Origin of the sequence: Brevibacillus borstelensis (assembly GCF_037834415.1) — a bacterium.
GTDB lineage: Bacteria > Bacillota > Bacilli > Brevibacillales > Brevibacillaceae > Brevibacillus > Brevibacillus borstelensis_A.
Window position 1 is genome coordinate 1 of sequence record NZ_JAUMSJ010000043.1, and the last position, 12,950, is coordinate 12,950.

18 protein-coding genes and 1 pseudogene are annotated in these 12,950 nt (G+C 47.0%); 15 read left to right on the forward strand and 4 right to left on the reverse strand.

Annotated features, from left to right (window positions below):
- Positions 1-80: 80 nt before the first annotated feature.
- Positions 81-275 (reverse strand): DUF378 domain-containing protein, encoded by a 195-nt coding sequence (locus Q3F21_RS23345; RefSeq protein ID WP_340258384.1) that lies wholly within the window; start codon positions 273-275, stop codon positions 81-83.
- Positions 276-455: 180 nt separating this feature from the next.
- Here Q3F21_RS23345 and Q3F21_RS23350 point away from each other — a divergent pair, with 180 nt between their 5' ends.
- From Q3F21_RS23350 to Q3F21_RS23375, 6 genes and pseudogenes are all read left to right on the forward strand, one after another.
- Positions 456-1,457, forward strand: a complete 1,002-nt coding sequence (locus Q3F21_RS23350; protein WP_340258386.1) for a phosphate ABC transporter substrate-binding protein PstS family protein — start codon at positions 456-458, stop codon at positions 1,455-1,457.
- 90 nt (positions 1,458-1,547) lie between these two features.
- Complete coding sequence (gene pstC / locus Q3F21_RS23355) at positions 1,548-2,495, forward strand: phosphate ABC transporter permease subunit PstC (protein WP_340258388.1); 948 nt, start codon at positions 1,548-1,550, stop codon at positions 2,493-2,495.
- Positions 2,495-3,352 (forward strand): phosphate ABC transporter permease PstA, encoded by an 858-nt coding sequence (gene pstA / locus Q3F21_RS23360; RefSeq protein ID WP_340258390.1) that lies wholly within the window; start codon positions 2,495-2,497, stop codon positions 3,350-3,352. Before pstC ends, pstA begins: the two co-directional genes overlap by 1 nt.
- A gap of 36 nt (positions 3,353-3,388) precedes the next feature.
- Positions 3,389-4,141 carry a phosphate ABC transporter ATP-binding protein PstB gene (pstB, locus tag Q3F21_RS23365; protein WP_340258392.1) on the forward strand — a complete coding sequence of 251 codons (753 nt, stop codon included), beginning with the start codon at positions 3,389-3,391 and terminating at the stop codon, positions 4,139-4,141.
- A 51-nt stretch (positions 4,142-4,192) separates the two neighbouring features.
- A pseudogene (locus Q3F21_RS23370) lies at positions 4,193-4,273 on the forward strand (ArsB/NhaD family transporter); the annotation flags it as partial.
- A 72-nt stretch (positions 4,274-4,345) separates the two neighbouring features.
- On the forward strand, positions 4,346-4,807 hold the full coding sequence (locus tag Q3F21_RS23375) for a hypothetical protein (RefSeq protein ID WP_340258394.1): 462 nt from the start codon (positions 4,346-4,348) through the stop codon (positions 4,805-4,807).
- Positions 4,808-4,845: 38 nt separating this feature from the next.
- Here Q3F21_RS23375 and Q3F21_RS23380 read toward each other — a convergent pair whose 3' ends face one another.
- Both Q3F21_RS23380 and Q3F21_RS23385 read right to left on the reverse strand, forming a co-directional pair.
- Positions 4,846-5,625 (reverse strand): DUF4367 domain-containing protein, encoded by a 780-nt coding sequence (locus Q3F21_RS23380; protein WP_340258396.1) that lies wholly within the window; start codon positions 5,623-5,625, stop codon positions 4,846-4,848.
- A complete protein-coding gene (locus Q3F21_RS23385; RefSeq protein WP_340258398.1) occupies positions 5,612-6,190 on the reverse strand; it encodes an RNA polymerase sigma factor in 579 nt (192 codons plus the stop codon). The genes Q3F21_RS23380 and Q3F21_RS23385 overlap by 14 nt, the downstream gene beginning before the upstream one ends.
- Before the next feature lie 492 nt (positions 6,191-6,682).
- Between Q3F21_RS23385 and Q3F21_RS23390 the strand changes: the two genes are divergently transcribed.
- From Q3F21_RS23390 to Q3F21_RS23410, 5 genes are all read left to right on the forward strand, one after another.
- On the forward strand, positions 6,683-7,180 hold the full coding sequence (locus Q3F21_RS23390; protein WP_340258400.1) for a hypothetical protein: 498 nt from the start codon (positions 6,683-6,685) through the stop codon (positions 7,178-7,180).
- A gap of 74 nt (positions 7,181-7,254) precedes the next feature.
- Positions 7,255-7,920, forward strand: coding sequence for an ATP-binding cassette domain-containing protein (locus tag Q3F21_RS23395; protein ID WP_340258402.1), 666 nt, complete (start codon positions 7,255-7,257; stop codon positions 7,918-7,920).
- Positions 7,892-8,845 carry a hypothetical protein gene (locus tag Q3F21_RS23400; RefSeq protein WP_340258404.1) on the forward strand — a complete coding sequence of 318 codons (954 nt, stop codon included), beginning with the start codon at positions 7,892-7,894 and terminating at the stop codon, positions 8,843-8,845. Before Q3F21_RS23395 ends, Q3F21_RS23400 begins: the two co-directional genes overlap by 29 nt.
- 47 nt (positions 8,846-8,892) lie before the next feature.
- Positions 8,893-9,039 (forward strand): ArsB/NhaD family transporter, encoded by a 147-nt coding sequence (locus Q3F21_RS23405; RefSeq protein ID WP_425341296.1) that lies wholly within the window; start codon positions 8,893-8,895, stop codon positions 9,037-9,039.
- Between the two features lie 370 nt (positions 9,040-9,409).
- On the forward strand, positions 9,410-9,745 hold the full coding sequence (locus Q3F21_RS23410; protein WP_340258406.1) for a metalloregulator ArsR/SmtB family transcription factor: 336 nt from the start codon (positions 9,410-9,412) through the stop codon (positions 9,743-9,745).
- 22 nt (positions 9,746-9,767) lie between these two features.
- Here Q3F21_RS23410 and Q3F21_RS23415 read toward each other — a convergent pair whose 3' ends face one another.
- Positions 9,768-9,959, reverse strand: coding sequence for a glutaredoxin family protein (locus Q3F21_RS23415; protein WP_340258408.1), 192 nt, complete (start codon positions 9,957-9,959; stop codon positions 9,768-9,770).
- A 279-nt stretch (positions 9,960-10,238) separates the two neighbouring features.
- On the opposite strand from Q3F21_RS23415, the gene Q3F21_RS23420 reads away from it, so the two are divergent.
- The 4 genes from Q3F21_RS23420 (at position 10,239) to Q3F21_RS23435 (ending at position 12,950) form a co-directional block, all read left to right on the forward strand.
- On the forward strand, positions 10,239-10,406 hold the full coding sequence (locus Q3F21_RS23420) for a gamma-type small acid-soluble spore protein (RefSeq protein WP_340258410.1): 168 nt from the start codon (positions 10,239-10,241) through the stop codon (positions 10,404-10,406).
- Positions 10,407-10,522: 116 nt separating this feature from the next.
- A complete protein-coding gene (gene acpS / locus Q3F21_RS23425) occupies positions 10,523-10,912 on the forward strand; it encodes a holo-ACP synthase (RefSeq protein ID WP_340258412.1) in 390 nt (129 codons plus the stop codon).
- A 266-nt stretch (positions 10,913-11,178) separates the two neighbouring features.
- On the forward strand, positions 11,179-12,213 hold the full coding sequence (locus Q3F21_RS23430) for a DUF4367 domain-containing protein (RefSeq protein ID WP_340258414.1): 1,035 nt from the start codon (positions 11,179-11,181) through the stop codon (positions 12,211-12,213).
- Between the two features lie 296 nt (positions 12,214-12,509).
- Positions 12,510-12,950 (forward strand): hypothetical protein, encoded by a 441-nt coding sequence (locus tag Q3F21_RS23435; protein ID WP_340258416.1) that lies wholly within the window; start codon positions 12,510-12,512, stop codon positions 12,948-12,950.

A 12,950-nucleotide genomic window follows, 5' to 3' on the forward strand; every position in this document is an offset into this window, starting at 1 on the left:
TTTTGTACTCTCTGTAAAGGCACCTCGGAAATCGGCAAGGAAAGGCACTGAATCTGTGTCAACCATGAGTCAGGCCATCGTCAAGCCCTTTCCCGGTCCCCTACCAAAAACTTGATGGAATAGAGACCGGCGAGCCCCACCAGTGTATACACGATTCGGCTGACAAGCGAATTCTCTCCGCCAAACAGGGTAGCGACGAGGTCAAACTGGAACAAGCCGATCAACCCCCAGTTGAGAGCACCGATAATAACGAGAATTAAGGCAAGCTTATCCACTTTTTCAATCACTCCTCGAAAAATATAGTAACAGTTTGCCCACTTTCTCAAGCAGGTACTCGCCGAAATGGCCAATCTTTAAGAAAGCTTTACAAAGCCAAAACAATAGAACAACATTCCGCTTGTATCATCTGTAAGTGGAAAGAGGAAAACAAACCGATTGTAAGGAGGATTTTCATCGTGAAAAAACTCGGTAGTTTGATGCTGGCAATGTCTCTGGCAGGCACCATTCTCGCTGGATGCGGCAGCAACGGCGCAACTTCTGCCCCAAGCGCAAATGGCTCCGCGGGTTCGTCCGGCGGCACGGAGGCGACGACTCCTGCAGCTGATAGCAAAACGGCCGGCAATCTGTCGGGAACAGTTAAAGTAGATGGTTCTTCCACCGTTTTCCCGATCACGGAAGCGGCTGCGGAGGAGTTTCAAAAAGCAAATCCCGGAGTCCAGGTAACGGTTGGTGTATCGGGTACGGGCGGCGGCTTCAAAAAGTTCACGGCCGGTGAAACAGACATCAGCAACGCTTCCCGTCCGATCAAAGAAAAGGAAGCGGCGGCAGCGAAGGAAAAAGGAATCGACTTCGTGGAAATTCCGGTGGCTTATGACGGCATCTCCGTCGTTGTCAGCAAGGAAAACAGCTTCGTTGACAAGCTGACAGTAGACGAGCTGAAAAAGATTTGGGAGCCGGACAGCAAGGTGAAGACGTGGAAAGACGTTCGCCCAGACTGGCCTGCCGAGGAAATCAAGCTGTACGGGCCGGGTACTGATTCCGGAACATTCGAATACTTCACAGAGGCGATTGTAGGAGAGGCGAAAAAGAGCCGTCCGGACTACACCGCAAGCGAAGATGACAACGTGCTGGTGCAAGGAATCGCCGGCGACAAAAACAGCCTGGGCTACTTCGGTTACGCGTACTTTGAAGAAAACGCAGACAAGCTGAAGCTCGTTCCGATCGATCATGGCGACGGCAAAGCGATTTCGCCGACATTTGACACGATCAAAGACGGCACTTACAAGCCGCTGGCACGCCCGATCTTTATCTACGCAAACAAAAAGTCTCTGGAAAAACCGGAAGTAAAAGAGTTTGTGAAGTTCTATCTGGAAAACGCTCCGGAATTGGTCAAATCGGTATTCTACGTGCCGCTGACCGATGACAAATACAAAGAATCGCTTGCCAAGATCCAGTAATCCTGACAGCGGATGATCGAGGAATGTGGCGTTATGATCCAAGTAACGCCACTTTTCCCTCTGTTCGCGAGAGGAAAGGGGACGTTCACGTTGGGGAGACAAGAAATATTAACGCTAAATCAAGAGGTACGCCCGAAAAAAAGCCAGATTGTCGTCAAAAACGAGAAGAAAAATAGAGAATTCGGCATCCGCGCGTTTTTGATCGCGTGCGCCTTTGTATCCGTTTTGACCACAGTCGGCATCGTTATAGTGCTTTTGTTCGAAACGATCAGCTTTTTCAAAGAAGTGTCGCTCTTTTCCTTCTTAACAGATACCAAGTGGACGCCGTTGTTTATTCCGCAGCACTTCGGAATCCTGCCCCTGTTGTCCGGCTCCTTGCTGATTACGCTGGGGGCTTGTCTCGTCGCATTGCCGTTTGGGCTGATGACAGCCATTTATCTGAGTGAATACGCGCATGAAAAAGTGCGCCGCACGATTAAGCCAATTCTGGAAGTTCTTGCCGGTGTTCCGACAATCGTTTACGGTTACTTTGCCTTGACGTTCGTCACACCGCTGATCCGCAGCATTTTTCCCGACACCGGGGTGTTCAACGCCCTCTCCGCCAGTATCGTGGTCGGTATCATGATTCTCCCCATGGTTGCCTCTTTGAGCGAAGACGCGATGGTGGCTGTTCCAAGGTCGCTTCGGAATGCCGCCTACGCGCTGGGAGCGACCAAGCTGGAGGTGGCGACCAAGGTTGTCGTGCCTGCAGGCTTGTCGGGGATTATCTCGTCATTTGTACTCGCCTGTTCCCGCGCGATCGGAGAGACGATGATCGTCACGATTGCGGCCGGAGCTACGCCCAAGCTGACGCTGAATCCGCTGGAAAGCATCCAGACGATGACCTCTTTTATCGTTCAGGTCAGCGGCGGCGACATCGAGCACGGCTCGATTGAGTACAGCACCATTTTCGCTGTCGGCATGACTCTGTTCCTTCTTACTTTGGGCATTAACATCATCGCGCAATGGATTACGCGCCGATACAAGGAGGAGTATTGATGTCGGCAGGAAATCTGACTCGTCGAAAAATCTATGACAAGGCCTCCCGCGTGGTCTTTTTGTTGGCTACGCTGTTAGGTGTGGCGGCCCTGGGCATATTGCTATATCGCATTCTTTCCGATGGTCTCGGCTGGCTGGACTGGCAGTTCATCACCAGCTTTGCTTCCCGGTTTCCGGAAAAGGCGGGAATCTTGTCTGCCCTGTTTGGAAGCTTGTGGATTATCGGCATTACCGCCCCCGTCGCGTTTATTTTGGGGATCGGGACCGCGCTTTATTTGGAGGAGTACGCGAAAAAAGGCTGGTTGACCAACCTGATTCAGGTCAATATCAACAATCTGGCCGGCGTGCCATCGATTGTGTTCGGGATCCTGGGTCTTGGCCTGTTCGTGGAAGGCTTTCTGTTTGGCCGCACGATTCTTTCCGGTGCGCTGACGATGGCTCTATTGGTCTTGCCGATCATTGTCGTCGCTTCCCAGGAGGCGATCAGGAGCGTGCCGCAGCATTTGCGGAACGCCTCGTATGCGCTGGGAGCTTCCAAGTGGCAGACGATTCGGGGCGTAGTGATACCCGCGGCGTTTCCAAGCATTTTAACCGGCTTTATTCTGGCTCTGTCCCGGGCGATCGGGGAGACAGCGCCATTGATCGTAGTTGGAGCGGTTACGTTCATCGCTTTTGTGCCGAGCTCGCCGCTTGACCAGTTCACGGTCCTTCCGATCCAGATTTACAGCTGGACATCCAAACCGCAGGATGAGTTTCGCGCCATTGCGGCCGCCGGCATTATCGTACTGTTGATCGTGTTGTTTACGCTGAACGCGACCGCGGTTTATCTTCGCAACAAATATCAGAAGCGCTATTAATCGAGCGATTTTTACAAAGAGAGGGGTCTGGCAACCGTGAGCATCATCGAGGTACGCGATCTGAACCTGTATTATGGACAGCACCATGCCCTGCACAACATCAATATGGGGATTGAAGCGAACAGCATCACAGCCTTCATCGGACCGTCCGGCTGCGGAAAATCGACGTTCCTGCGGACGTTGAACCGGATGAACGACATGATTCAGGGCGTGCGCATCGACGGCACTGTAAAGGTCGTAGGTGAAGACATTTACGAGTCCAGAGTCGACGTAGAGATTTTGCGCAAAAATATCGGGATGGTCTTTCAGCAGCCAAATCCGTTTCCGAAAAGCATTTACGAAAACATTGCCTTCGGCCCTAAACTGCACGGTATTACGGATCGCAGCAAGCTTGACGAAATCGTGGAGAACAGCCTGAAGGCAGCGGCCCTGTGGGGAGAAGTAAAAGATGTTTTGAAGAAACCGGCCTACGGTCTGTCCGGAGGCCAGCAGCAGCGCCTCTGCATTGCTCGCGCGCTGGCGGTGAACCCGCAAATTTTGCTGATGGACGAACCGACCTCGGCCCTTGACCCGATTTCCACAGCGAAGATTGAGGAGCTGCTGGATGAGCTGAAAACGACTTACACCATCGTCATCGTCACGCACAACATGCAGCAGGCAGCGCGCATCTCCGACAAGACAGCCTTTTTCCTCAATGGAGAGCTGGTTGAATTCGATTCCACGCCAGTCATCTTCCAAAATCCGTGTGACAAGAGGACCGAGGATTACATCACAGGGCGTTTCGGATAAAAAGGAAGTGATAGTATCGTAGGAGAGCGGACATGATCGTTCGCTCTTGTTCTTTTTGCAGCGACGCTCATCCTCGTAATCTGGCAGCCCAGGGGATTGTCGATCAGTTATCCGGCCGCCGGGGGGAGTGTAAAAAATAAACCGTCAATTTTCTTGTAGATAGGATGTTTAATATATAGACCAAATTTTAAGGGGGAAACCATTTTGAGACAGTTAGCTGTAAAAATCGCAATGATGGCTTTGCTTGTGATTGCCCTGGTTATTCCTGGACAAGCTTTGGCAGCTCAAACACCGCCACCACCAGAAATACTAACTCCATTTACTCAGTTTGATCCTGATTTTGATTATCTGGAAAAAGGCGCTGCGTACATAAGTTATAGTGGAAAGGGCAAGGCAAGTATTTGGGGGGAAACCATTGCCACCCGTAGAGTTGATAAAGCTGGGATACAGTTGGTGTTACAGCGTTGGACGGGAAGTGAGTGGATTGACGTATACACAGGGGACAAATCGGAAATGAGCGATTCTTCGCGCAATAATAAGACTATCAACAATTTGTCAGTTTCGAGCGGCTACTATTATCGTGTGAAATCGACCCATTGGATTTCATATGGCAGTATAAGGGAAGAAGGCACACGGTATTCGTCTTCTCTTCTAATTCCGGAATAACAAGAAAAAGCGGATGGGGGAGATCCCCTTATCCGCTTTTATTCTAATGAGGTTCCGATCTTTATCATGTCCTCTTTGGTGACCGGTCCAGATAAAAAGACTTTAATTCGGTCTTTCGTCAGCCATTCCAAGCTCACTACGCTGCCATTGCGATCTACGAATAATATCGCCGGGTGTTCTCCTACAAGAACGTCAAACAATTCCCCTGAATCGCCATTAATTTCGGTTTTAATTGCCCCCGTTTTCGCTTCGATTTTCCGTTGGCCGATTTTTAATAACTCTCCATGTTCATTGAGGTATTCAAAGTAGGCATCATTGTACGTTCCGTTCGCTTCCTTTGTGATGAATACAGCATCTAACGTAAATGTTTCAGGTATATAGGAAGGAACCAACAGGGAAAAGGCGATTTTATTTTTTGCATCCTCCAAGCCAGTCTGCTCGGGAGCTAAGCTGCTTCCTGGGCTGTTATCAGTAGGCAGTACTTCTTCCGGAGACAGAGTTTTCGCTTGTGTAGAATCCTGATCTGGGCCTTCATGGAAGATTTGAATGATATCCCCCTGAATCTTTTTGAGTAATGTGGCAAATTTGGCATAGCCTGTAGAAAAACTGTTGCTCAAAAAGAAGCTAGTGACTAAAGAACAGACAATAACAGCGGTGCTTATTTTCACTCGTTGTAGCCACATTTTACGGCGCTTGATTTTTTGAAGTCTAGCCTGTACTTGCTGCCAGGATTCCTTTCCATCAGGGATTTCTACACTGGCATGGTCGCGCTTTAACATTTCTTTCAGCTTGTGATCATCTTGGTTAAAACGATTCATTCCGATCAACCCATTTTCTTGAGAAGTGGTCAAATAATTTCTGACGTGCCCTTCTTAGTAGTTGGGCCAAGGCTTGCTCTGATACTTGCAATTCTTCTGCGATTTCCTTATATGATTTTTCCTCGACATAAAATAGAAATAGTACACTTCGGTATTTCATATTCAACTGATTGAGCGCTTCATGAAGCATTTCGTTACGAACTTGTTGTTCCACTTGATCGGCCACAGCCAATTCTTCGGTTAAGGAAAGGAATTCATTTTCTTTAACGGATTGCAGGTCGGAAACATGACGATATTTTTTATTTTTTTTCATATAGTCAAATGCGGTATTTCGGGCCACTTTCTTGACCCAGGCTTTCATATTCGCGGTATTTCCCAATTTCGGTGCTTTTTCAACCACTTTCAAAAAAGACTCCTGTACGACATCCTCTGCTAATGCATGATCCCTGAACAAGAAATAAATATCGTGGTAGATCAGTTCCCGGTAAGAATGGTAAATCAATTCTTGAGATGAGTGATCCAGGTGATGGAAATTGTTGCGTAAAAAAGAGATCCATTGATCCATATGTACCTCCAGCACCATACTCCTGTCATATTTTCTTTAAATATGCGGTTAAAAATTTGATCTTTTTCCTTTTGAATAATTGTAAAACTACCAATTTTAAAGAGAGATTCATTCTGATAAGGCACTTGGAGGAATTATTTGGAATTATACCATGAAAGTAGATGGCAGAGATAGTTAGAATGGATAATCATGTAAAAGTTTCTAACTATGCATTGAAGCAATAATGGTGCGAAACAACAAGTTAATTCATAATGCTTTCGTAAAAAAATTTAAAATTCAACTGTCAGATTCTGGATGTCCCCGTCGTTATATAGATAGACAGCAAGAATAACAAAAGAAACAGCCCGTTAATGTCTTAGCAATAAAGGAATATAGGGAAAACGGGACTTCATGAAAAAGGAGGAGAGGAAAAGCCCGTTAAAAGAGAGCCGTAAAAAGAACAATGGCGTTTTTAAACTTGAATCAATTATCATTTTTAGGAGGTAGACTGGTATGTTTATGAAGAAAATGGTTACAAAGGCTACTTCTGCAGCATTAGTCCTGACATTTGCTCTTGGTGCTTCAGCATCGGCACATGAGCTTACTCCTGAACAAAATGCGGTTATGAAAGCAGCAAACGAAGTAAAAGTCACCGCATCCGGAACGAGTACAAAGGGTATCAGCAGCACATCGGGCGGCGCTTGGCAGCTCAAGGTTACAAGGGGAAGTTTTCTGGCGTGGTCTGATGCCATCGTTAATTGGGAGTCGAATGGAAAAAAGATAACAAAAAGTGAGGCAAGTCAGGCATCGGGGTGGGTCTTCCCCAATATTGTTAAGGAAAAAGGTATAACAAAACAAAATGTGATGTCTTCCGATACCAGTCATGTCTATTTATCCAAAACTTCAATCGGTGCCGGTATCGTTACACCGTGGGGAGATGTCGAAATATACGAAACCGATTTTTCGGATTATATCCGAGTAAACCACGACGGGTCTTACGACAATTGGTAGAAGATAATTAGGCTGTAAAGCATCGGCCAATGGTTTAGATTGGCCGATGCTTTATACTGCGAGGTGAATTCTAGGTGATTGAAGTGAAAAATGTAACGAAAAAGTATAGCAAGAACACCGTATTGAATAACGTTAGCTTTACCATACAAAAAGGGAAATTTACATTTATAGCCGGACGAAACGGTTCAGGCAAAACAACGTTGCTCAAATGCTTGCTGGATTTGGAACGATATGAAGGGGAAATAACCTACGAAAACCAATCTCTAGATTCTGTCAGGGAGGATATTTCTGTAATTTACGACAACCCACCTCTTTACAAACATTTAACGGGGTATCAAAATATAGAGCTCCTATTGAACAAGAAGCTTTCCAACAAAGAAATTGAGGAAACAAATGTAACCCGGCTACAGCCGGATGTATTGCGGAAAAAAGTAAAAACCTATTCGTTTGGGCAAATCAAAAAACTGAGTTTGCTGATAGCTTTTCTTTCAAACCCCCGCTATTTATTTCTGGATGAAGTCTCCAACGGCTTGGACTACGAGTCTTTGCTTGATGTAAAGCGTATTCTTCAAGAGAACGAGACCGAAATGACCATCGTAGCGATTGGGCATCAATTTGAGTTTTACTCGAGTATTATCGATGATTTGATCGTTGTAAATAACGGCTCCGTTATTACATTCAAGGATTTCCAGCAAAGAGGGGGTGATCTGGTTGAAGAATACAAACTCTATATTCAATAGCGTATCGACGGAACTAAAATATCAAGTCTACTCTCACGTCTTAACTGTTGTGCTGATCATTAGTATTGCCCTTTCGATTGTAAATTTGTACGGACTGATGAAAAAGGCCGATAGTTCCTATACGCTGTATCTAAAAACATACGCTGGGTATGAACAACAAGGCATGGACGTGGAAGAAATGCTGAAAGCCCCTTTAAGCGTTGACAAAACGGGACATCTGGAAATGATCGATAATCCTATAAGATATAATTACGAGGAAACTGCCTCGGCGCTCCGATTATTGAAGAGCGAAAACATCATGACACAAACGCTGGAGTGGATGAGTTTTATTTTTTTTCCTCTGATTTTTGCCTTATACGGCATATATATATCCGCTTATGATTATAAATATCGGACCATTAAAGCCAAGATTGTGCGAACCAGATGGGATAAGCTGTTAACCGCAAAACTACTTTCATTATATTTGTCCGGATTATTCATCATCCTTTGCACGCTTGCAGTATCATATGCAGCGAGCTTTTGGTTTTATCAACAGGTGGTTGAGCACATTCCCGTCGAACAGTTCAGCCATGCCGAATTGCCGCCCGCTAAAAATGTAGTGCCACAGTTTCTACTCAGTATCGGAGCGAGCTTTCTTTTCGCTACCATTGGATTTATTCTTGGCTTGTTATTCAGAGGGTTTGCCGTACCGATGATTATATTTTTCGTATACGATTTGATCGTTCCTGTTCTCGGAGCATACGATATCCGAAATTTAATAGCCGTGATCGCTCATGAACTATTTGATTTCAAAGGGAGATTTCAATTGTTCACACCGCTTCCCGTTCCTTCTTTCGCGGCGATCGCTCTATTATTCGTCGCTTTCATAATTTCTTTGGCCGGTTCCTATCTATTATTCTTAAGACAGGGAAAGTATACTTCGTGAGATACGGATAATCGCTTTTCACGAGAAGGCCCTGGCGGATTTTGGCTGTGCTGTTGATTACGTGGGGGCAGTATTTTCGTACGGGTATCGTTCTGACTGTGCCGACTCTGTTTATTACATGGACCGGCTTGTACTGCACATTGCGAATGTTCGGCGAACAGATGGAAACGAAATCCAGTCATTTGGCGTCGTAGTTCATAGACAACGCTCGTCACTCAAGCGCAGTCAAGCCCGAAACCCAGAGTAAAGAGTCCCATCTGCTCCCCAATGCTATACCCGGGGAATGGAAGAAATACGCAGAACCTCTTCCGCCGGCTTATCCGGACGAATGGAAAAAACATCGAAAGCCGCTTGAAAAAGAGTCTGCTTCCGCTTCGCCGAGGTAAAGCGAGCGGACAAACGCGAGAATGGCGCTGATTTTAAGACTTTGGCCAGAACACAGGGAAGGGAAAAGTAATCGGAAAATGGACAAGCGTTCACCGATCTGTCGACATCATATCTTCCCTGCCTTATGTCCGTGTAGTATACTGATAAACAGATACGCAAGGCAAAGGGTGGGTTTTTATGGACACAGATTTGATGCAGGTGTTGTATTTGTCTGAGATTTATAAGCTGCTCGGCGACAAAACACGCTTGACGATCATGGCTCTCTTGCAGGTACAGTCCTTTTGTGTACGAGATCTCGTGGAGATTCTGCAAACGTCCCAACCATCTGTCTCTCAACACTTAGCCAAACTGAAAACACACGGGTTGGTCAAGGAAAAACGCAAGGGACCTTGGGTGTTTTATTCCCTTAACACGGAGTGTTCACCCGCCATTCGGCAAATTTTGGAGCATTTGCCGGATATGTCGCCAGTAGTAAAAGACAAAAAGGCCACAGCAGCTCATTCGCTAGGTTAACGAATAGGAAAAAAGCGTTGGATCAGGTAAGATCCAACGCTTTTTTTAATTGCTCCTTGTCAAATCCGTGGATGACGATTCGGCCGCCGCCGTCCTTTTCGATCAGAGTAACCGGTGTCATGCTGGCCCCGAGTGCAATCGCTTCTTGAAAAAAGGCGTCATTTTCACGGATGTCGCGATCCTCAAAGGAAACGTTGTGGTGTGTCAGCCACATTTTTTCCTCCTGGCAGGGACCGCACGTTTTTTGTGTATAAACAATAACGGTTTGAGCCATAATCAGACTGCTCCTCTCATTCACACGTAAGCTAACATATTCGCGGCTGACAGCTGTTCTTCCTGCCTCTTCGTTATATTAGGATATCCAAAGCCGTTTTATTGGCGACTGGCATTGTGCTCCGGAATCTGTTGTCCAAGCTAGGAAAAAACAGGAGCGGATACGGGAACGCCGCTCGGCACACATTATATTCAGTGACGTCGAGGAGGTGAAAAGACCATGCCGAAACAAAACAAGCAAGCAGGTATGAACCAAGCGTTGCGCAACCAAACCGCCGCTAACACAACAACTGAGTTTGCAAGCGAAACCAACGTGTCGGAAGTTCGCCGCCAAAACCAGCAATCTGCTGCGAATGCTGCTCAAAGAGCGCAACAGCCGACTGAATAACAAACGTAAAACGCCATCCCCCGCGCAGATTGCGGGGGTGTTTCTTTATGCGCTTGCCAATGATAGCTCGCAAGTGATATGTTGACTGCAAAATAAGACGAGGAGAAATGGCAGACATGATACTGGGCATTGGCATTGACATTGTTGAAATTCATCGCATTCATACCATTTTAAAGCGTCAGCCGCAGCTGCTTGACCGAATTTTCACGGAGGCGGAAAAGCAGCTGCTCGCGGGAAAGGCGGAAGGCAGGCTGGCTGAATATGTGGCAGGGCGTTTCGCAGCCAAAGAAGCGGGAGCGAAAGCGCTGGGGACCGGAATCGGAGGAGCCGTTGGTCTGCATGACATTCAAATCACTCCGGCGCCAACGGGAAAACCGGAAATGACGATTACTGATGCGGCATGCAGCAGGATTGGACAGGACCCGTCGAAGCTTTGCATTCACCTGAGCATTACCCACAGCAAAGAATATGCGGCGGCACAGGTTGTCATCGAATCGAAAGAATAGGCAAAGAGAGAAACAACTGTAACTTGTCTGCATATTGGGACGAGGTTGGACATAGATTTATATCGCGTAGATTAGGAGGGACTACCTGCTCTATCCGGGGATGGGGAGTTTACTGAAAATCAGCGAGTTCACCTCGATCTTGCCTGCGACGAACAGAGAAAGACAAGATATGCGCGCTGATTGGATGAATCAATGACAGATTTCCCAGGAAATAGACAGGGGAGCCCTTCTTCGTCGAAAAATGCAGACAAGGAGGAGTTCTTTGAATGAAACGGGCAGCACTTCCATTGGCGCTCTTGTTGGTTTTTTCTTTGCTGCTCGGCGGCTGCTTCGGTCAAAAGACACCGGAGGACATTGTCGAAGATCTGGGCAGTACGCTGGACAAAATGGCGGGCTACAAATCACAGGCAGTATTGACCATGCAAACAAGCTCTACACCCATGGAGTACGATGTTCAGGTCTGGTATGAAAAGCCGACCAACTACCGGGTAGCCCTCACCTCAAAGCAGCGGGGAATCACACAGATTATCCTGCGAAACAACGAAGGTGTGTTTGTGCTAACCCCCCATTTGAATAAAAGCTTCCGCTTCCAGAGCGGATGGCCGGAAAACAACGGGCCGCTGTATTTGTACGAAACGCTCGCCCGCAGCATTATCGACGATGCTGAACGAAAGATGAACATGGACAACAAGGAATACGTGTTTGAAGTAAAAGCGAATTACAGCGGAAATCGCTCGCTCACCAAACAAAAAATATGGCTCACGGAAGATTTGAAACCAAAGCGGGCGGAAATCATGGATTCCAATATGGATACGCTGGTCAAAATCAACTTTACGGAATTTGTGTTTAATCCGACATTCGATAAGGATTCCTTTGACAAGGATCGCAACATGACATCCAGTTCGATGTCTGTTATCCCGACGATGGCTCAGGGCGCTCAGCCGAACAAGCAGCCGAACAGCCAGTTCGGGGTCATCGTTCCCACCTACATGCCTGAAGGTGTGAAACAGGGCGATATTGAGCCGGTTACCCGGAACGGCCAAAAGACAATCGTCCTTCAGTACAAGGGAGCGTATAACTACAAGCTAATCGAGTCCCGTCCGACGGAGGCGACGGTTTCGTATGAACAAGGAATGCCTGTCGACCTTGGATTTACGATCGGAGTGCTGACGCAAACGGCAGATAATCAGCGTTATCTGACTTGGGAGCTGGATGGCGTCGAGTTTACGTTGACAGGCGACCTTCCCGAGGAAGAAATGGTTCAGGTAGCTCAATCCACGTACGGGTTGGGCGGGAAATAAGGGCGAACCAAAAACGAAATGCGTTCACCAAAAACACGCCAGGTCCCAAGCAGGATCAGGCGTGTTTTTTTCGAATATTACCTTGGATCGCTTCGGCAAAAAGACTTTTCGTCGGAGTGTCGGAGCGGACTAGTTCCTGTTTCGACGTCTTCGCCAAAGCTTGCATCGCACACCTGCCAATCAAAAAGTGTTTCGATTATATGAAAAAAAAGATACATTTGTGCCCAACGAATTGACACGTTCCGTCCAAAAGAGATAAAGTCAGAGTAACTATGCTACGAGGTGAAGTGGTATTCATGAAGAAACAGTCGAACGACATTTTGTATCAAGAGGAATCGGGGTATAAAGACCTTCTTTTGCGGAAAAGCATGAAAATGCGGCTGATGGAAACGTTGGCCTTTGTCATCGGAATGCTCCTGTTGTCGCAGTTCTTTGACTCCAGGACAGACGCATTCAAGATATTTGCCTTTGCTATCGCGATCGCGGTAGTTGGCCTGGCCCCGTTCTTGTACAAGTTTATGCTGCGTCCCTCGTATACGCTGACGAAGACCCATCTGATCATCAGCATGGGCGGACAGGAAACCAGTTATCCGCTGTCCGAGGTGGAGCCGGTCTTTGAAGGGCGCCACCTGTACAGGGTGGGCGGAAAACGCCAGTCGCTGATGGTTTCCAGGCAATTTCTCAATCATTTAAATGAACGCTTGTATCTATACCAAAAGGGCAAAAAGAGGAGATAG

Excerpts from the sequence above, each read along its gene's own strand:
- pstA (WP_340258390.1), top strand. The coding sequence starts at position 2,495 with ATGTCGGCAGGAAATCTGACTCGTCGAAAAATCTATGACAAGGCCTCC.
- Q3F21_RS23380 (WP_340258396.1), bottom strand. The coding sequence starts at position 5,625 with ATGAATCGTTTTAACCAAGATGATCACAAGCTGAAAGAAATGTTAAAG.
- Q3F21_RS23385 (WP_340258398.1), bottom strand. The coding sequence starts at position 6,190 with ATGGATCAATGGATCTCTTTTTTACGCAACAATTTCCATCACCTGGAT.
- Q3F21_RS23390 (WP_340258400.1), top strand. The coding sequence starts at position 6,683 with ATGTTTATGAAGAAAATGGTTACAAAGGCTACTTCTGCAGCATTAGTC.
- Q3F21_RS23410 (WP_340258406.1), top strand. The coding sequence starts at position 9,410 with ATGGACACAGATTTGATGCAGGTGTTGTATTTGTCTGAGATTTATAAG.
- Q3F21_RS23415 (WP_340258408.1), bottom strand. The coding sequence starts at position 9,959 with ATGTGGCTGACACACCACAACGTTTCCTTTGAGGATCGCGACATCCGT.
- Q3F21_RS23420 (WP_340258410.1), top strand. The coding sequence starts at position 10,239 with ATGCCGAAACAAAACAAGCAAGCAGGTATGAACCAAGCGTTGCGCAAC.
- acpS (WP_340258412.1), top strand. The coding sequence starts at position 10,523 with ATGATACTGGGCATTGGCATTGACATTGTTGAAATTCATCGCATTCAT.
- Q3F21_RS23430 (WP_340258414.1), top strand. The coding sequence starts at position 11,179 with ATGAAACGGGCAGCACTTCCATTGGCGCTCTTGTTGGTTTTTTCTTTG.
- Q3F21_RS23435 (WP_340258416.1), top strand. The coding sequence starts at position 12,510 with ATGAAGAAACAGTCGAACGACATTTTGTATCAAGAGGAATCGGGGTAT.